Below are 18135 nucleotides of genomic sequence, written 5' to 3'. Positions count from 1 at the left end.
GCTAGGCCCTGGCCCCTCTGCCCTCGTTGAGAGCAGTCAATCTTTCCTTACACCATCATTACACGATCGGGTCGGCACCGCCCCAGGCGTAGCTGCCCGCAGCCGCGGCATGCAGCACCGTGCCGGCATTCCCGTGCAGGCGCGCCTTGATTTCGCGGACCGGCAAGTCGTAGAAGCAGGCGTCGTCCGGATCGAAAGGCAGCAGGCGTACCTGGGTCTCCCCTTGTAGCAGGCGCAGCGTCACCTCGCTGCCGGCCACGCGCTCGGCGCGCTGGGCGGTGAAGCGGGCCAGCAGCGCCTGGCCTTCGGCGTGTTCGGCGTCGACCGCCTTGCGCGCCGCCGAGACCTCGCCGATCTTCTGCAGGTCGGGAGCGACCGCCTGGCCCATCTGCTTGAACTGCTGGGCCTGGGCCGGGGTCAGGCTCATCTCGCCGCTGCGCACGCGACCGGCGATCTCCAGGTACTTGCGCACCGCGGGCTTGGCGCACAGTTCGGCCAGTGTCGCCTTGTGGCGCGCGCCGGCCGCCTCGAACTGCCGCAGTCGCGCGCCGATCTGTTCCAGTACCTCGTCGATGCGGCTGCAATCGGCCGCCAGGACCAGCACCAGCATGTCGCTCTCGCGCCAGGGCGCCGTGCTGTCGACCTTGATGCGGCGCGCGGCCAGGGCGCAGCCTTCGGCGCTCCCGATCGAGACCTCGTCGGCGATGATGTCGCAGTTGACCGCATGCTCGATGCGCACCCGGGTGCCGGAGACGACGCAGTTCTCGGCACGCTGCAAGGTCACGGTACCCCCCAATGCCTGCAGCACCGCGTTCGCCGTCACGCCGTCGACCTGGATGTCGCCGCGCGCGTTGTGGGCGCTGCCGCCGACCAGGTTGGCGCGCAGGCGCACCATGCCGCCGCGCGAATGGATCTCGCCGTAGACGTCGCCGTGCACGGTGATGCCGTTGCCTTCGACGATGCGCTTTTCCTGCACGTCGCCGAATTCCTCGTAGTCGCCGGTGAGCTGCAGGTTGCCGGTCGTCCTGGCGCTGACGCCGTCGCGGCTGACGATCTTGTCGCCCACTGCGATGCTGTGCGTCTTCGGGTCGACGTTCAGGTAGCCGGTGCGCGCCGCGACCAGGTATTCGCCGTCCGCGCCTTTCTCGACGCGGGTGCCGTCGCCGGCATAGGTCGAAAAGTCGAGGTCGCGCGGCGCCGCCGGTTCGATCCGGATGCCCGACAATTCGAAGCCGGGCTTGCCTTCTTTCGTGGGCAGCTTCTGCAGCAGGCGCGTGCCGCCCTGCACCTGCGGGAAGCGGTTCTGGAAGGACATCAGGTCGAGCTTGCCGTTCGACAGCTGGCGCGGCGCGTCGCTGCGGTGAATGTCGTCCGAGACCTCGACCACGGTCGCGTCCACGCCCGCTTCCGGCTCGAGCCGGCGCGCCACCACGACCCGCCCCAGCGACGGATTGGCGATACCGGCGCGCACGCTGGCCAGGTCGATGCCGAAGCGGATGCCCTTGAGCCACATGTCGGCCACGAATTCGTCGAGGTCGAGCTGGGTCGGGATCTCGGCCTCGCCGCCCGGACCTGCCAGGAACACGGGCTCGAAGCAGTATTCGGCTTCGCCGCCGGCGATCTTCACCGAGCGGTACAGGCTGCGGCGCTGCTGGTTGAAAGGCACGATGTCGCTGGCCAGGCGCACCAGCGGCCGGCCGTCGGGACCGGCCGGCAGGGCCGGACCGGTGCCAAACAGCGCCTTGATCAGGACCGGGTAATCGATGCCGCTGAGGATGTTACCGGAGCGCAGGATACTGTCGATGGCGGCCAGCACCGTGGTGCCGAGTACGGCCGGATCGGCGTAGACGCCGTCGGGACGACGGTCGATGCAATGCTCCGGGCCGGCCGGGGCAAAGCGCGCGGCGGGCGCGGGGGGAGGTGCGACAGCGGTATCGGACACGTTCCTGCTCCAGGTGGATAGCCGGATCCTTGATGGGAAATCAAGGCGGGCAGCGTGTCAGCGTATCATGTTGTTACGGATAAATAAATAATCGCCAACAACATTCTCACAAATTCTCATCCGGCTGGGCGTGCAAACGAAAAAAAGCCGGGACCAGCCCGGCTCTCGTTCACTTTTCCCGGCGTTCAGCGCCGCTGCGCGTTCGGATAAATATCCATCCCCGCTTCGTTGATCTGGCGCCGCAGGTCGCGCCGCTCGTCCGGCGTCAGGCGACCGCCACGGCGCCCCCCATCGCGGTTCGGATCGCTTTGCTGCATCTGAGCGGCCTGGCGGCGCTGTTCCTCGTAGGCACGCTGCTGTTCGCGCATCTGCTCGCGCATCTGGTCATACCCACGCTGCTCGCGCGGCTGTTCGATCTGCTGTGCCGGCGCCGGAAAGCGCTCGGCACGGACGGACGGAGGTGGCTGCAACTGGGCATCGTCGCGGCGACCATGGTATTGTGCGTGGGCCGCGCCGATACCGGCACAGGCGAGTACGGCCAGGGCCACACCACGGCGCGCCAGGCGGGCGAGCCGGCCTTGGGCCTGGGCTGCTGCATTGGTTTTGTCGAGCGCGTTTGTCATGGTGTTCCTCTTCCGTGGTGCTGGATAAACGGATAAGCTGTCTTTCATTGGTTCCCAGTGTAGGGGGAACTGCCCTTGGGTATAAGCCTAATTGGGTAAAGTTTGTAACACAATGTAATGACCTGTCTGTATATCCCAAAATTAGCGCGGACAGAAGTTACCATAGCGATATGAATCTGACAAATGAACAGCATATGAATCCTGCATCCACTTCGAATACGGGCAGCGGCACAAGCCCTGCAGCGACCGGCGGCCATAGCGCCAAGATCATGGTCGTCGACGACGACGTGCGCCTGCGCGACCTGCTGCGGCGCTATTTGACGGAACAAGGCTTCCAGGTCGTCACCGCGGAAAGCGCGCCGGCGATGAACAAGCTCTGGCTGCGCGAGCGCTACGACCTGCTGGTACTGGACCTGATGCTGCCCGGCGAGGACGGCCTGTCGATCTGCCGCCGCCTGCGCGGCGCCGGCGACCAGACCCCGATCATCATGTTGACCGCCAAGGGCGAGGACGTCGACCGCATCGTCGGCCTCGAGATGGGCGCCGACGACTACCTGCCGAAGCCCTTCAATCCGCGCGAACTGGTGGCCCGAATCGGCGCCGTCCTACGCCGCAAGGGCCCGGACGAAATCCCGGGCGCGCCCTCGGAAACGCCGCAGACCTTCGAATTCGGCCAGTTCGTGCTCGATCTCGGCACGCGCACGCTCAAGAAGAACGGCGAGACCGTGCCCCTGACCACGGGCGAATTCTCGGTGCTGAAGGTGTTCGCGCGCCACGCGCGCCAGCCGCTGTCGCGCGAAAAGCTGATGGAGCTCGCCAGGGGCCGCGAATACGAAGTTTTCGACCGCTCGCTCGACGTCCAGATCTCGCGCCTGCGCAAGCTGATCGAACCCGATCCTTCCAGCCCGCTCTACATCCAGACGGTCTGGGGCCTGGGCTACGTCTTCATTCCTGAAGGACAGCCGCGCTAGTGCTTGCTCCGTCGTTTGTATCGTCCTCCCCGGCCAAGGCCGGGCGCATGGGCTGGATGAAGAGCGGCCTGTTCTGGCGCACCTTCTTCCTGCTGTCTCTGCTCACGACCCTGTCGATGGGCTCCTGGATCGGCATGCTGAACGTGTTCCAGCGCGGCCCGCAAGTCCAGCAGACGGCGGAACTCGTGGTGTCGGTGGTGACGATCACCAAGGCGGCGCTGACCCACTCCGCGCCCGAACTGCGGCGCGAGCTGCTGTTCGAACTGGTGTCGAACGAGGGCATCCGCATCTTCACGCTGGAAGACACCGACCAGGTCGATCCGCCGCCGAACAATCCCCTGATGCCCGAAATCGCCGCCGCGGTGCGCGACAAACTGGGGGCGCAGACGCGCTTTTCCAGCCGCGTGAACGGCATGGCCGGTTTCTGGATCAGCTTTAACATCGAGGACGACCAGTACTGGCTGATGCTCGAGCGCGAACGCATCGCCGGCCTGACGCGCATCCAGTGGCTCGGCTGGGCCAGCGTGGTGGGTGTGCTCTCGCTGCTGGGCGCGGCCTTCATCTCGAGCCTGATCAACCTGCCGCTGGCGCGCCTGACCGCGGCCGCGCGTGTGATCGCCAAGGGCGAGCGCCCCGCCCCGCTGCCGGAAAAAGGGTCGAAGGAGATCATCGAGGCCAACCGCAGCTTCAACCAGATGGTCGAAGACCTGGCGCAGGTCGAGAAGGACCGGGCCGTGATCCTGGCCGGCATCTCGCACGACCTGCGTACGCCGCTGGCGCGCATGCAGCTCGAACTCGAGATGGCCAACCTGTCCCGGGATGCGCGCGAAGGCATGCAATCCGATATCGCCCAGATGGACGCCATCATCGGCCAGTTCCTCGACTACGCCAAGCCGACCGAGGCCTCGAGCTTCGTGCCGGTGGATGTGTCGCACTTGCTGGCCGACTGCGCCCAGCATGCGACGCGCCTGCCCGGCATGCGCGTCACGACACGCATCGAGGACGAGGTCCAGGTGCTGGGCAACGAGACCGACCTGCGTCGCGTGATCAACAACGTCATCGAAAACGCGCGCCGCTATGCCCGCACGCCGGGCCAGGACTACACCGAACTCGAGTTCGCCTGCCACGTCCGCAGCACCTCGCACGGCCGGCGCGCCGTCGTCGAGATCGGCGACCATGGCCCGGGCGTGCCCGAGGACCAGATCAACCAGCTGATGAAACCGTTTACCCGCCTCGATACGGCGCGCGGCCAGGCCAACGGTGCGGGCCTGGGACTGGCCATTGTCGAACGCGTGGTGAGCCGCCACAATGCCGAGCTGACGGTGCGTAACCGCGAAGGCGGCGGGCTGCTGGTGCAGCTGGCGCTGCCCCTTGCAAGCTGATTTTTTCCCTCTCTGACATCATGACCGACAATCTCCAATACAGCGACGTCGAACAAGCCGGCGCGCGCCTCGAAGGCGCTGCCCACCGTACTCCCGTGCTCAGCTCCAGCACCGCCAATGCGCGTACTGGCGGCCAGCTGTTCTTCAAGTGCGAGAACTACCAGCGCATGGGCGCCTTCAAATTCCGCGGCGCCTACAACGCGATCGCGCGTTTCAGCGACGCCCAGCGCGCCGCCGGCGTGCTGACCTTCTCGTCGGGCAACCACGCGCAGGCGATCGCCCTGTCGGCGCGCCTGGCCGGCATCAAGGCCACCATCATCATGCCGAACGACGCCCCCGCCCTGAAAATCCAGGCGACCAAGGAATACGGCGGTGAAGTGATCTTCTACGACCGCTTTACGGAAAACCGCGAGGAGATCGCGCGCCGCCTGGCCGAAGAACGCGGCATGACCCTGATTCCGCCCTACGACCATCCGGACGTGATCTGCGGCCAGGGCACGGCGGCCAAGGAATTGTTCGAAGAAGTCGGACCGCTCGACATCCTGCTGGTCCCGCTGGGCGGCGGCGGCCTGCTGGCCGGCAGCGCGCTGGCGGCGAGCGGCCTGTCGCCGGATTGCAAGGTGATCGGCGTCGAGCCGGAAGCCGGCAACGACGGCCAGCAATCGCTGCGCAAAGGCGAGATCGTCCACATCGGCGTCCCGAAGACGATCGCTGACGGCGCCATGGTGACGCACATAGGGGAACATAATTTCGAGGTGATCAAGCGCCGCGTCGACGACATCGTGCTTGTTACCGACGCGCAGCTGGTCGAGACCATGAAGTTCTTTGCCGAGCGCATGAAGATGGTGGTCGAGCCGACCGGCTGCCTGGGCGCCGCGGCGGCCCTGTGCGGCGTGGTACCGGTGAGCGGCAAGCGCGTGGGCATCCTGATCAGCGGCGGCAACGTCGACCTCTCGCGCTTCGCGGAACTGGTAGCCTGAATGGAGTTCATCCAGTCGAACGAACTGCCGGTGCCCGCCGGCCATTATTCGCAGGCGGTTGCCGCCGGCGGCCTGGTCTTCCTGTCGGGCATCCTGCCGGCCCGCGACAGCGTCCCTGCGGACGCCCTGTTCGAAGCGCAATGCGATTCCGTCTTCGACCAGTGCGAAAAGGTCCTGCGCGCGGCCGGCTGCGGCTTCCAGGACGTGGTGCAATGCACGGCTTACCTGGCCGACGTCGAGTACTGGCCGGCCTTTAACAACATCTATGCGGGCGTGTTCGGCGAGCACAAGCCGGCGCGCGCCGTCGTGCCGGTGCCCGCCCTGCACCATGGCTTCCTGGTCGAGATCCAGCTGGTGGCGCGGCGTCCCTGAACCGACGAGTGATCTCATGCGTGGTTTTTTTGACAATGTCCGCGCACCGTGAAGCACCTAACAGAGTAAGGCAGTCTCGGCTGGGACAATGGTTCCATCGTATCGATGGAGGACGCCATGAAGCGCCTGGCCTCTCAGCTGACCCTGATGTGTGCGGCCCTTGCCGCCATGCCCGCCGCCCTGGCGGGTTCCGAAATCCTGAAATGCGTCGATGGCGCGGGCCATGTGACGCTCACCGACCAGCCCTGCGAAAGCGGTTCCCAGGCCACGCGCCTGGTGAGCAATGCTGCGCCCGAGTCATCCGCCGGCGTGACTGAAACCCGGCCGCTGGCCGTGCAGCGCTACGAGGCGCCGCCGGCCATGCACCGCCAGCAGGCCTGGCGTCCGCGCGTGGCGCAACAGGACCGCCCGCTGGCGCGCGATGTCGCGACGCTCAAGGCGGCCCGCGCTCAACTGCTGTTGATTGATTCGGAACGGCACGCACGGCCGTCGCTGGCAACGATTCAGTAATGGTGGGCACGGGGCGCCCACCCTACAAGCGTCGCAGCCGTAGGGTGGGCGCCCCGTGCCCACCATATGCCTGCGTTTTAATGCAGCTTCATGATCCCGTGCAGATCCAGCGCCGCACCATGCCCCAGGTTCGGCAGCATGTCGAGCAATTCCTGGTCCTGGATGAAGCTGGCTGACGAGGCGGCCGTCAGCAGGCGCTCCGGCGGCTGCGAGCGCGACACCGCCCAGCCCTGCACATAATCGACGCCGATCTCGGCCAGGGTCTGCACGGTAGCGGCATCCTCGGCCCACTCGGCGATGGTCTTCATGCCGAGATTGCCCGCCAGGCTGACGATGGCTTCGACGATGGCGACGTTCGCCGGGTGCGCATTGATGTTCACAACGAAGTTGCCGTCGATCTTCAGCACGTCGGCCGGCAGTTCCTTCAGGTAGGAGAAGGAGGTATAGCCCGCGCCGAAGTCGTCCAGCGCCACTTTCACGCCGAAATTGCGCACCTGGTCGATGAAGCGGCGCGTGTTGTCGAGGTCGTGCAGGGCCACGCTCTCGGTGATTTCCATGCACAGGCGGCTGGCGACGTGCACGTGGCGCGCCAGGATCTCCAATGTGTCGGCAACGAAGCGCTCGTCGTTCAGCGAGGCGCCCGACAGATTCATGCAGACGAAACGCGTGTTCGGCAGGCGCGAGATGTTTTCCGCGATCCAGCCGAGGGTCGTGGTCAGGACCCAGCGGTCGATCACGCTGGCGCGGCCGCATTTCTCGGCTGCGCCGATCAGCGGGCCGGCCGGCATCACGCGCCCGTCCAGGCCGCGCATGCGCAGCAGCACTTCGAAGTTCAGCGAGTCGTTCGGGTTCTTCAGCGACATGATCGGCTGCATTTCCAGGAACAGGCCGTCGGTCGCGTTCGGGCTCTGCAGGCGCGCCACCAGCTTCAGCTCGGCTTCGCGCTCGTGGAAGGCGGCGGCGTGGCGTTCGTAGACGACCAGGCCGTCGCTCGCCTCCTTGGCCGAGCGGCAGGCGCGGTCGGCCGCCGAGATCGCGTCCTTCATCGGCATGCCGGGCGATACCTCGATCAGGCCGACCGAGCCGCGCACGTGGAAGGCCTTGTCGCCGACCCGGTACGGGGTGCCGCCGATGCGGTCGACGATGCCGCGGCAGATCAGCGCCGCCAGCGGAATCGCCGTGTCGGGCATCACGATGACGAATTCGTCGCCGCCGACGCGGCCGATCTGCTGGCCGCCGGCCAGCATCATGGCCATGCGCTCGCACACCTGCTTGAGCACTTCGTCACCGGCGCCGTGGCCGAACAGGTCGTTGATCAGCTTGAAACGGTCGAGGTCGATATAGGCGATCGCCATCGGCTTGCCGGCCGCCAATGAGGCGGCTGCGCCTTCGAACATCTTTTCGATGCCGCGGCGGTTGAAGACCTTGGTCAGCGGGTCGTTGTTGGCCATGAAGCGCAGCTGCTCGGTGGCCTTGTGCTTCTCGGTGACGTCCTGCAGCACGCCCTCGATGCGGCCGCGCGCCAGGGTCGCGCTGACCAGGAAGCGGCGGCTGCCGTCGCGGTTGGCGATTTCCAGCTCGGCATCGCTGCGGCCATGGACCTGCTCGTGCAATTCCATCCAGACGTTTTCGCTGAAGAAGTGGCGCCAGGCGGTGCGGCCCAGCTCGAAGTTCTCCGCGCCCAGCATCTTGCGCAGGGCCGGATTGGCGCTCTGGAAGTGGCCGTACATGTCGAGCGTGAACAGGCCGACCGGCATCGCCTCGTAGGCGTGCTCCAGCTTTTGCTGGGCCTCTTCGCGCTTTTCCGTCTCGGCGCGCATTTGCTCGGCCACCGCGAGCGCGGCCAGCAGGCTCGAGGCCAGTGCCGCGGTCACGCTATTGATGACGCCGATGACTTCGTGCATGCCCAGCGCCGCCGAGACGATCTCGGCCAGCGAGGCCACAAACGTCAGCGCAAACGAAGCGGCGAACCAGGACGCCACCCGGTTGCGCGATTCGACGATGATCTTGAACAGGCCGACCGTCATCATCGAGAAGCAGCAGGCGCAAATCACCCACAGCATCGGCAGGTAGACGCGATATGGCACGGCCACCGCCGCCACCAGCATCGGGATGCACAGCCATTGCATGACGCGCATCGGCACGGCGTAGCGCAGGCCTTCGAGGCTTTCGCGCAGCAGGTTCTGATACAGGGTCAGGGTGGCGATGCCGTACAGCGTGATGGTCACCGAGCGCGAGAGCAGCAGCCAGTCGGCGGGAATGGTCTGGCCCAGCCACTGGATGTCCCAGCCGGCCGACAGCGCGCCGATGCGCAGGTTCAGGATCAGCCAGCCCGAGAACAGCACGTACAGGGGCTGGCGATTGATCAGCGCGGTCAACAGCACGAACAGGGCCAGCACGATCATGCCGCCGTCGAGCAGGCCCGACTTGCGGTGATACTGCTCCACCGACAGCGCGAACTGTTCGGATGGCCATTGCGCCACGCTGACACGGGCCGGACCGGCAAAGGTGCCGCTGCACAGTACCTGCGAAGGCAGGCGCGCCGTGCGCAGCGCAAAACCGGCTTTTACCGGATCGATCGCACCGCCCGCATGGTTGCGGCTGGCCTCGCCCAGGGGGCGCAGCGTTGTTGCATCCCAACAACGGATTGCCAGGGCATGGCGCGACGGGAACTCGATGACGTCCTGCTCGACCGAGGCCGACATCGGGGAAAAACCGAACCAGACCGGGCGCTCGCTGAGCTTGGTGTCGTAGCCGGGAACCGGCGGCTGGCCGTTCAAACGGGCCAGGATCGCGGCCGGCGACGGGTCGGCGCCAAGGTCGAGCGGCTGCTGCAGCACGCGCAGGGGCAGTACCGCAGGCTCGGTCACGCTGTACTGGTTGTGCCAGAACAGCAGGGCAATCAGGGAAAACAGGCCGATGCCGATCGGTATCAGGTAATACGCGAATACGCGCAGCACCCGTTCCACGGCCAGGTTGGCCATGAGCGAAGTGGAACTGCGTGTCGGGTCGGAGGAATTGGGCATAAGCGGTATCACAAGCAACAAAGACTGCGGGCGGAACTTCCCGCAGTCTGATCAAGCGCAAGGATACAGGGTTAGCGAGATGCCGTCATGCAATATCGAACGGCCATCTCTTCCGCTTTGCTCAGGCGAAGGCCAGTCCGAGGTGGTCGGCACCGGTGGACGCAGCCGGCGAGCGCTGCGGGAAGCGCACGCGGGTCAGGCGCGGCTCGGCTTTCGGGCCGACGTCGATGTCCGGGTGCTGGGTGTCGAAGAAGAACTTGTACAGCGGATGACGGGCGGCGGCCCAGCGCGCTTCGAAGGTTTCGATCTCGAAGGCCATCACGCGGTGCTCGAGGTTGCCCACGTGCGCCAGCGGAATCGCGCCCTGCTCCGGGAACACGTCGGAGAACAGCAGCTGCTCGTACTGGCGCGCTACCGTCGGACGGCCGGTGGCGACCGACCATTCGATGTCGTTTTGCTGGCAATACATGAAGCAGGCCTTGATCAGGGCGATCTTGACCATGCGTCCGGTACGGCCTTCGTCGATGCCGAGACGGGTCGCCTCGACCAGGCGGCGGCCCTGGAGCCACTCCGGCAGTTCGACCGACTCTTCCACGCCGAGCGGGCGGAACAGGTTGGTACGGATGCGGGTGCTGCCCATCGGCGTGCCGTCGAGCTTGGACTCGGCGAGCAGGACGATGGTGTCGCTTTCGTAGTCGGCCGCTTCCGGCAGGGCCAGCGAGCGCGCGAATTCGGGCACGTGGCGGGCATAAGCGGCGTGGCGGATGCGCACCGCCTTCAACAAGTCGTCCTCGGTTTCGACACGGCGGATCGTGAACGGCAGCCGCTCGATGACCGGCTGCCGCTCATCGAGTGGCTGCGCACCCTGCTGATCACCAAACAGGCGGATCGCATCGGCGCTTCCTTGGCTGGTGATGTTTGCTTGGTACTCCATGATCGATAACTCCGGTAATGTTTAAAGAAGAAAACTTGTTTCCTGATAATTATCAATCTTTGGAGAAATATCTAACTGCTGAGCAGGCGGGCTTTTCCCCCTTAATTCAAAATTCATAAAACCCGCGGGTCAGTAAGAACCCGCGGCGTGTTGTCCTACAAAACGGCCTGGCGTGTTGTCCTACAGTCTGCGCGCAGTGCCCGAGACCCGGATCGAGCTGCCCTGCTCCACCCCGATCGCGGCGTGCAGGCGCGAGCGCATGCCCATGTCTTCGCCTTGCACGACGCTGATGGCCCCGCCGTGTGGCCAGCCGAGGTCGCGCAGGTAGCCGGCCAGGGCCGCGGTGCCGGCACCGGTGGCCGGGTCTTCATACACGCCGCCGGATGCAAATGGGTTGCGGGTATGGAAAAGCGTGTCGGATTCCGCCCACAACAACACGACGGTGACGAGACCGGCTTCGCGCATGAACTGCCGCCCTGCTTCGAGCTCATACCGCATGCTTGCGAGCAGCGCGCGGCTGCGCAGGGCCAGCACCAGGTGGTCGGCGCCGCCATGGGCCAGGGCCGGCGGAATGCGCGGATCGAGGTCGCCCGTCTGGTAGCCGAACAGCGCCAGCGCGCGCTCGACCAGCGCGGCCGGGGCCGGCGCGCTGCGGGTGGGCGGGGATTGCAGGGCGGCCGAGGTCAGCGCCTCGCCCTCGGCATTGACGCCGCGCCGGCCTTCGACCGTGATCAGCGCATCGTTCAGCCGCAGCGAATACACGCCGTCGCCCTGGCGGGCGGCCAGTGCCGCGCCGAGGGCGATGGTGGCGTGGCCGCAGAACGGCACTTCGGATTCGGGCGAAAAGTAGCGCACGCGCCAGTCCTCGCCCAGCGGCGCGGCGAAGGCGGTTTCGGAATAGCCGATCTCATGGGCCACGCGCTGCATCTCGGCTTCGCCTGGCAAGACGTCGCCGATCCAGACGCCGGCCGGGTTGCCGCCCTGCGCGCCGTCGGAGAAGGCGGCAATGCGTTGGACGTCGAGGGCGTTCATGGCTTGCTCCTTTGACATGGAAGAGCTGCGATGATAGCGCGCCGGGTCTGGTCGTGCTGGCGATGCCTTGTATATTTACTACGGGTAGCGCACCGGACGGCCCTGCGAGTCGGGCAGCGGAATGAATTCGGTCTCGCCCGGCACCTGGGGAAAGGCGCCCGCCTTCCAGTCGCGCTTGGCCTGTTCGATGCGCTCCTCGGAGCTGGCGACGAAATTCCAGGACAGGAAACGCGGGCCGTCCATCGGCTCGCCGCCGAGCAGCATGATGCGCGTCGGACCGGGCCCCGGTGCCCCCAGGCGCACTTCGGCGCCCGGCTTCAGCACCACCAGCTGGCCCGGCTCGAATGTGCCGTCGCGCCCCAGGTCGAGGCGACCCTCGACGATATAGATGGCCTGCTCCGGGTACTCCGGCGGCATCGCGATACGGGCGCCGGCGCGCAACTCGACGTCGACGTAGAACATATCGGACAGCGTGGCGACCGGCGAACGCTTGCCCCAGTAGCTGCCGGCCACGACGCGCGCTTCGACGCCCTCGCCTTCGATGAAGGGCAGCTCGGCGGCCTTGGTGTGGGTAAAGGCCGGATCGGTTTCCTCTTGCCGCGACGGCAGTGCGACCCAGCATTGCAGGCCGAACAGGCCGCTGCCGTCCTGGCGCAGCGCGGTATCGGTGCGCTCGGAGTGGACGATGCCGCGCCCGGCCGTCATCCAGTTGACTTCGCCGGGCCGGATCGGCTGCACGCTGCCCAGGCTGTCGCGGTGCATGATCTCGCCGTCGAACAGATAGGTGACGGTGGCCAGGCAGACGTGCGGATGGGGCCGCACATCCAGGCCCTGGCCGGGCTGGAATACGTGCGGGCCCATCTGGTCGAGGAAGACGAAGGGGCCGACCATGCGCCGCTGGCGGCTCGGCAAGGCGCGCCGTACCTGGAAGCCGTCGCCCAGATCGTGCGTGGGCGGCACGATCACGATGTCGAGGGCACTGGGGTCGTCATGATGGTCCAAATCGTTCTCCTCTGATGGGTCGATATTACGGGCCAGTCTACGTGGCGCTGGGTTCTTGTGCAAATGCCCACACTGCCGTGCGCGGGCGGCATTGCCCGGATATTGCTGAGTTTTTCGCTCCATCCTCGGTTACAATACCGCATCCATTGGGGAGTAGCCTGCTTCCGACTGCTGGAGCGCGTGACGCGCTGGCTGCGGAAGTTCCCGTATCAACATACTCGGCGCCGACCTGCGCGCCGTGGTACGGGCAGCCGTCCGGTTGGCAAGACCTTTGGCATGCCTGCGTGCGAGTTCGGGCCGCGCGGGCCTGCCTTTGCGTGCGCCCGACGGAACAAGCCCATGAATTTCGCTGCTACCGCTTCCCTCGCCCTGGCCATGTCGACCGACGCCTTCGCCGCCGCCGTCGGCAAGGGTGCCGCACTACAACGCCCTCACCTGCGCGAGGCCTTGCGCACCGGCGCCATCTTCGGCGTCATCGAAGGTCTCACGCCCCTGTTCGGCTGGCTGCTCGGCACCGCCGCCGCGCCCTATGTACAAGCCTGGGACCACTGGATCGCCTTCGTCCTGCTGGGCGCGCTCGGCCTGCGCATGATTCACGCCGGCTGGGGCGAACCCGAGCTAGAGGAAGACAAGCCGAGCAGCCATTCCTTCCTGCGCCTGGCCGTGACCGGCATGGCGACCAGCATCGACGCCCTGATCGTGGGCGCCGGCCTGGCTTTCATCGACGCCAACATCTGGGTCACGGCGGCGGCAATCGGCTTCGCCACCTTCGTGATGGTTACGCTGGGCGTGATGCTCGGCCGCGGCCTGGGCGCGCTGGTCGGCAAGCGCGCCGAGATCGTCGGCGGCGTCGTGCTGATCGTGATCGGCAGCCTGATCCTGTACGAGCACCTTCACGCGGCCGCGGCCGTCTGAAGACTAACTCAGGCGCACTCGGTCTTCATGGCCGCCTGGATTTCCTCTTCCGAGACGTCGCGGATGTGAGTTGCCATCGACCAGCGGTGGCCGAAGGGATCGTCCAGCTGGCCGTAGCGGTCGCCCCAGAACATGTCGGCCAATTCCATGCGGACGGTCGCGCCGGCGGCCTTGGCGCTGTTCCAGATCTGGTCCACATTCGGCACCGACAGGTGAATGGTCACCGGGCTGCCTTTCAGGCTCAGCGGGCCGAAGGAGCCGTAGTCGGGGAATTCGTCGGCGAGGAAGACGGGCGAATCGCCGATGCGGATCATCGCGTGGCCGACCTTTCCGTCGGGCATGAGCGAGCGCATGACTTCGGTGGCGCCGAAGGCTTTCTTGTAGAACTCGATGGCCTCGCTGCAATTGGCGCAGACGAGATGGGGGGCGACGGTGTGCATGCCCTCTTCGACCGGCTTGACCGCTGAACTCATGGTGCTCTCCTTTCAGGTAAGTAGATGACTTATTCGCTTGTCATGGGTTTTTATACAGTACTACGGTAAGAGCGTAGCGCGCGCCGGAAGTTCACGCAATCAGAATCGGTGCTGCGCTGCGCCATACGGCTCAGCCTCGGCGCGCTTCCAGTACCGGCCCCAGTTCGCGTACCAGGAAGTCCACCAGCGCCGCCACCCGCGGGGCCAGCGCACCCTGTTTATAGAAGACGGCCCAGACCGGCTGGTCCCAGGGCAAAGCGGCATCCGGCAGCAGCGGCACCAGCGTCCCGGCCGTCTGGTCGGCGCGCGTCATGAAATCCGACAGCGAGACGATGCCGGCGCCGGCCAGCGCCAGGTGGCGCACGGTCTCGCCGCTCGAGGCAGTCACGCTCGGGGTGATCGTGTAGCCTTCGGCGCCGTCGTGGACCAGCGGCCAGGTGTTGAGCGAACCCGGCTGCGAAAAACCCAGCAGGCGGTGGCGCGCCAGGTCCGCCACGCTGGCCGGCGTGCCATGGCGTTCCAGATAGGCCGGCGCCGCCAGCACCCGCACCCGGCTGCGGCCGAGCAGGCGCGCATTCAGGGTGGAGTCCGGCAAGTTGCCGATGCGGATCGCCAGGTCGGCACGCTCCTCGATCAGGTCGACGACGGTTTCGCCGCTCGTCAATTCCAGCTGCACCAGCGGATAGGCATCGAGAAAGGCAGGCACCAGCGGCGCCAGCAGGTGGTCGAGGGTCGGCGTGGCGGCGTTGACGCGCACCAGGCCCGAGGGCTGGGATCGGCGCGCGGCGGCTTCGGCTTCGGTATTGGCCATGTCGGCCAGCAGGGAGCGGGCGCGTTCGAGAAACCAGCTGCCCTCGTCGGTCAGCTGCAGGCGGCGCGTGGTCCGGTGCAGCAGGGTCAGGCCGAGGTGCTTTTCCAGGCGCGCGATGGTGCGCGATACGCCCGAGGGCGTTTGCCCGAGCCGGCTCGCCGCGCCGGAAAACGATCCCGCATCCATGACGGCGGAGAAGGCAATCATGGCCTCGACATCGATCATTCGTGACTCCCAGTCAAAAGTCTATTGTAGCGCAGGGGATTTTTCCGGAGGCTGGCTTGGCGCACACTGCCTCCCCTGTTCACATTGTTCCTGGAGAAATCATGCCTCTTGCCCTGTGGGCGCTTACCTTGAGCGCCTTTGCCATCGGCACCACCGAATTCGTCATCGTCGGCCTGATCCCCGACGTCGCCGCCAGCCTCGGCGTGTCGGTCCCGTCCGCCGGTTTGCTAGTGAGCGTGTATGCGCTCGGCGTCGCCGTCGGCGCGCCGCTGCTGACCGCCCTCACCGCCCGCGTGCCGCGCAAAAAACTCTTGATCGGCCTGATGCTGCTGTTCACGGCCGGTAACCTGGTCGCCTCGATCGCGCCCGGCTACGGCGCGCTGATGGCCGCCCGCGTGCTGACCGGCCTGGCCCACGGCGTGTTCTTCTCGATCGGCTCGACCATCGCCACCAGCCTGGTACCGAAGGAAAAGGCGGCCAGCGCCATCGCCCTGATGTTCACGGGCCTGACCGTCGCCTTGGTGACCGGCGTGCCGCTCGGTACCTGGATCGGCCAGCAATTCGGCTGGCAGTCGACCTTCCTCGCCGTCGCCCTGCTCGGCGTGATCGCCATGATCGGCAGCGCGCTGCTGGTACCCAGGACCATCGGCGGCGCCAAGCCGGCCAGCCTGGCCAAGCAGTTCGCCGTCCTGAAGCAGCCGCGCCTGCTGCTGGTGTATGCGATCACGACGCTCGGCTACGGCGGCTCCTTTATTGCCTTCACCTATCTTGCCCCGATCCTGCAGGACGTGGCCGGCTTTGCGCCCTCGAGCGTGGGCCTGGTGATGCTGGTCTACGGCGTCTCGGTCGCGGCCGGGAATATCTGGGGCGGCCGCCTGGCGGATAAAAAGGGGCCGGTACGCGCCCTGCAGATCGTGTTCGCCCTGCTGGCCGCGGTCCTGGCCGTGCTGAGCTTTACGGCGCCGCATCCGGTGCTGGTCGTGGCCACGGTGCTGGCCTGGGGCGCGGTCGCCTTCGGCAACGTGCCGGCCCTGCAGCTGTATGTCGTGCAGCGCGCCGAACGCGACGTCCCGCAGGCGGTGGATATGGCTTCGGGCCTGAACATCGCCGCCTTCAACCTCGGCATCGCGCTCGGCGCCTGGGGCGGCGGCCTGGTCCTCAAGCACCTGGGCCTGATGGCGACGCCGCCGATCGGCGCCCTGATCGTGGTCGGCGCGCTGCTGCTCACCACCCTGGCCGGACGGCTCGACCGCAACGACGCGCGCCGCATCAAGCCCGCCGTGAAGCAAGCAGAACTCGTTTAATCTACATAAGGAAACCACATGAACATGCCCACCATCGGCGCCGGCACCTTCCGCCTGCAAGGCCAGACCGCCATCGACAGCGTCGCCAACGCCCTCGATCTCGGCTACCGCCACATCGACACCGCCCAGATCTACGGCAACGAGGAAGAAGTCGGTACCGCACTCGCCAGCAGCGGCGTGCCGCGCAAGGAGGTCTTCGTCACCACCAAGATCTGGACCGAACACCTGGCCGGAGACGCCCTGATCCCGAGCCTGAAAGAAAGCCTGCGCAAGCTGCGCCTCGAGCAGCTCGACCTGACCCTGATCCACTGGCCTTCGCCGAACGGGGCCGTTCCGGTGGCCGAATCGATGGCGGCCCTGCTGGAGGCGCGCGCACTCGGGCTGACACGCACGATCGGCGTCTCGAACTTCACGATTGCGCTGATGCAGGAAGCGATCGATGCGGTCGGCGCGGCCAACATCGCCACCAACCAGGTCGAACTCCACCCTTACCTGCAGAACCGCGCGGTGGCTGCCTTCGCCCGTGAACACGGGATCGGGCTGACGGCCTACATGCCGCTCGCCTACGGCAAGGTGCTGGACGACGCCGTTATCAAGGCGATCGCCGCGCGCCTGCAGGCGACGCCGGCCCAGGTCACGCTGGCCTGGCTGCTGGCGCGCGGCCATGCCGTGATTCCTTCGTCGACGCGGCGCGAGAACCTGGCCAGCAACCTGGCTTCGACGAGCCTGGTGTTGAACCAAGACGACCTGGCCGCCATCGACGCCCTCGATCGCGGCGAGCGCCTGGTCAGCCCGGACTTCGGACCAAGCTGGGATTAAATATCCAGCTCCGGATAGCGCCGGAAGATGCCTTCTTCATTGAAGGGAATCCGGCGCGGCGACTGCAGGTAGGCGGCAATCCGCGGACGCGCCGCCACCCGTCCGCGCAGCGCCGCCAGGTTCGGGTGCTGCGCCAGCGCCCGCGCCGTCGCCTTCGGGAAGGCGTAGTCCAGGCCTTCGAGCAGCTGGAACAGCGACAGGTCGGCATAGGTGATGCCGGCTCCCAGCAGGTAATCCTTCTCGCCCAGCACCTGGCTGAACCAGGTGAAAAACTTCGGGATACGCGCCCTCGTGAAATCCTGCGCGCGGCGCAGCGCTTCGGCTTTCTGGTCTTCGTAGTACAGGCCGCTGCCCACCGGATGGTGGGTGTCGTGCGCCTCGGCCACCAGGTCGGCGATCGTCAGCTGCAACTGGTGGGTCCACAGGCGCCCGGCCGTGTCCTGCGGCGCCAGGCCATGACGTTCGCCCAGGTACATCAGGATCGCCGCCGTCTGTCCGATCGTCATGCCCTCGGCGCGCAGGAAAGGCGGCGCGAAGCTGGGCGTCGGCCCCTCCTTCAGCGCCGCCATCAAGGCATCGACGCCGCCCGGTCCGCGCGCGACGTCCTCGTAATCCTCTCCCGCTTCCTCGAGCGCCAGGCGGACGAATTCGCCCCGTCCCTGGATGCCCGGCCAATACAAGAGTTCGTACGCCATCGTGCCCTCCGCAGACTGGAAAAGCCCAGTATGGAACGGATTCGCGTGATACAGCGCGCAGCTCGTGCTAATCTTGCAATAAAGAATCTCAATTGCTGAAGAGAAAAGCGGATTTGAAG

At 66.4% G+C, this 18135-nt stretch carries 17 protein-coding genes and 1 riboswitch; of the genes, 8 read left to right on the top strand and 9 right to left on the bottom strand.

Annotated elements, in window-relative coordinates; translation table 11 throughout:
* Window positions 1-58: 58 nt before the first annotated feature.
* Both C2862_RS02910 and C2862_RS02905 read right to left on the bottom strand, forming a co-directional pair.
* Complete coding sequence (locus C2862_RS02910; RefSeq protein ID WP_136218617.1) at window positions 59-1942, bottom strand: flagellar assembly protein A; 1884 nt, start codon at window positions 1940-1942, stop codon at window positions 59-61.
* Window positions 1943-2127: 185 nt separating this feature from the next.
* Window positions 2128-2565 (bottom strand): hypothetical protein, encoded by a 438-nt coding sequence (locus C2862_RS02905; protein ID WP_136218616.1) that lies wholly within the window; start codon window positions 2563-2565, stop codon window positions 2128-2130.
* Window positions 2566-2834: 269 nt separating this feature from the next.
* Here C2862_RS02905 and ompR point away from each other — a divergent pair, with 269 nt between their 5' ends.
* The 5 genes from ompR to C2862_RS02880 all read left to right on the top strand — a co-directional run bounded on the left by ompR (window position 2835) and on the right by C2862_RS02880 (window position 6780).
* Window positions 2835-3536 carry a two-component system response regulator OmpR gene (ompR, locus tag C2862_RS02900; protein ID WP_229425647.1) on the top strand — a complete coding sequence of 234 codons (702 nt, stop codon included), beginning with the start codon at window positions 2835-2837 and terminating at the stop codon, window positions 3534-3536.
* A 47-nt stretch (window positions 3537-3583) separates the two neighbouring features.
* Window positions 3584-4918, top strand: a complete 1335-nt coding sequence (locus C2862_RS02895) for an ATP-binding protein (RefSeq protein WP_136218614.1) — start codon at window positions 3584-3586, stop codon at window positions 4916-4918.
* Window positions 4919-4938: 20 nt separating this feature from the next.
* On the top strand, window positions 4939-5898 hold the full coding sequence (locus C2862_RS02890; RefSeq protein WP_136218613.1) for a threo-3-hydroxy-L-aspartate ammonia-lyase: 960 nt from the start codon (window positions 4939-4941) through the stop codon (window positions 5896-5898).
* On the top strand, window positions 5899-6270 hold the full coding sequence (locus C2862_RS02885) for a RidA family protein (protein ID WP_136218612.1): 372 nt from the start codon (window positions 5899-5901) through the stop codon (window positions 6268-6270). It begins immediately after the preceding gene.
* Window positions 6271-6387: 117 nt separating this feature from the next.
* On the top strand, window positions 6388-6780 hold the full coding sequence (locus C2862_RS02880) for a DUF4124 domain-containing protein (RefSeq protein ID WP_136218611.1): 393 nt from the start codon (window positions 6388-6390) through the stop codon (window positions 6778-6780).
* Between the two features lie 77 nt (window positions 6781-6857).
* Here C2862_RS02880 and C2862_RS02875 read toward each other — a convergent pair whose 3' ends face one another.
* The 4 genes from C2862_RS02875 to C2862_RS02860 all read right to left on the bottom strand — a co-directional run bounded on the left by C2862_RS02875 (window position 6858) and on the right by C2862_RS02860 (window position 12774).
* On the bottom strand, window positions 6858-9806 hold the full coding sequence (locus C2862_RS02875) for an EAL domain-containing protein (RefSeq protein WP_136218610.1): 2949 nt from the start codon (window positions 9804-9806) through the stop codon (window positions 6858-6860).
* 121 nt (window positions 9807-9927) lie between these two features.
* Window positions 9928-10740, bottom strand: a complete 813-nt coding sequence (locus C2862_RS02870) for a hypothetical protein (protein WP_229467263.1) — start codon at window positions 10738-10740, stop codon at window positions 9928-9930.
* Between the two features lie 180 nt (window positions 10741-10920).
* Complete coding sequence (locus C2862_RS02865; protein WP_136218609.1) at window positions 10921-11772, bottom strand: PhzF family phenazine biosynthesis protein; 852 nt, start codon at window positions 11770-11772, stop codon at window positions 10921-10923.
* Between the two features lie 78 nt (window positions 11773-11850).
* Window positions 11851-12774 carry a pirin family protein gene (locus C2862_RS02860; protein ID WP_229467262.1) on the bottom strand — a complete coding sequence of 308 codons (924 nt, stop codon included), beginning with the start codon at window positions 12772-12774 and terminating at the stop codon, window positions 11851-11853.
* Window positions 12775-12910: 136 nt separating this feature from the next.
* A riboswitch (yybP-ykoY riboswitch) is annotated at window positions 12911-13106 on the top strand.
* A gap of 7 nt (window positions 13107-13113) precedes the next feature.
* On the opposite strand from C2862_RS02860, the gene C2862_RS02855 reads away from it, so the two are divergent.
* Window positions 13114-13689 (top strand): manganese efflux pump MntP family protein, encoded by a 576-nt coding sequence (locus tag C2862_RS02855; RefSeq protein ID WP_136218607.1) that lies wholly within the window; start codon window positions 13114-13116, stop codon window positions 13687-13689.
* An 8-nt stretch (window positions 13690-13697) separates the two neighbouring features.
* Here the strand turns inward: C2862_RS02855 and C2862_RS02850 are convergent, their stop codons facing one another.
* Both C2862_RS02850 and C2862_RS02845 read right to left on the bottom strand, forming a co-directional pair.
* Complete coding sequence (locus tag C2862_RS02850) at window positions 13698-14162, bottom strand: VOC family protein (protein ID WP_136218606.1); 465 nt, start codon at window positions 14160-14162, stop codon at window positions 13698-13700.
* Window positions 14163-14292: 130 nt separating this feature from the next.
* Window positions 14293-15198 carry a LysR family transcriptional regulator gene (locus tag C2862_RS02845; RefSeq protein WP_136218605.1) on the bottom strand — a complete coding sequence of 302 codons (906 nt, stop codon included), beginning with the start codon at window positions 15196-15198 and terminating at the stop codon, window positions 14293-14295.
* A 101-nt stretch (window positions 15199-15299) separates the two neighbouring features.
* Here C2862_RS02845 and C2862_RS02840 point away from each other — a divergent pair, with 101 nt between their 5' ends.
* Window positions 15300-16502: an MFS transporter gene (locus tag C2862_RS02840; protein WP_136218604.1), complete on the top strand. Its 1203-nt coding sequence runs from the start codon at window positions 15300-15302 to the stop codon at window positions 16500-16502.
* 18 nt (window positions 16503-16520) lie between these two features.
* A complete protein-coding gene (gene dkgB / locus C2862_RS02835; RefSeq protein ID WP_136218603.1) occupies window positions 16521-17321 on the top strand; it encodes a 2,5-didehydrogluconate reductase DkgB in 801 nt (266 codons plus the stop codon).
* Here the strand turns inward: dkgB and C2862_RS02830 are convergent.
* Window positions 17318-18016, bottom strand: coding sequence for a glutathione S-transferase (locus C2862_RS02830; protein WP_136218602.1), 699 nt, complete (start codon window positions 18014-18016; stop codon window positions 17318-17320). The genes dkgB and C2862_RS02830 overlap by 4 nt on opposite strands.
* Between the last annotated feature and the right edge of the window lie 119 nt (window positions 18017-18135).

The sequence above is a fragment of the Massilia sp. Mn16-1_5 genome (genome assembly GCF_004798585.1).
Taxonomy (GTDB): Bacteria; Pseudomonadota; Gammaproteobacteria; order Burkholderiales; family Burkholderiaceae_D; genus Telluria.
The sequence above is the reverse complement of the archived record's forward strand: the minus strand, read 5'-3'. Positions and strand labels throughout refer to the sequence as shown.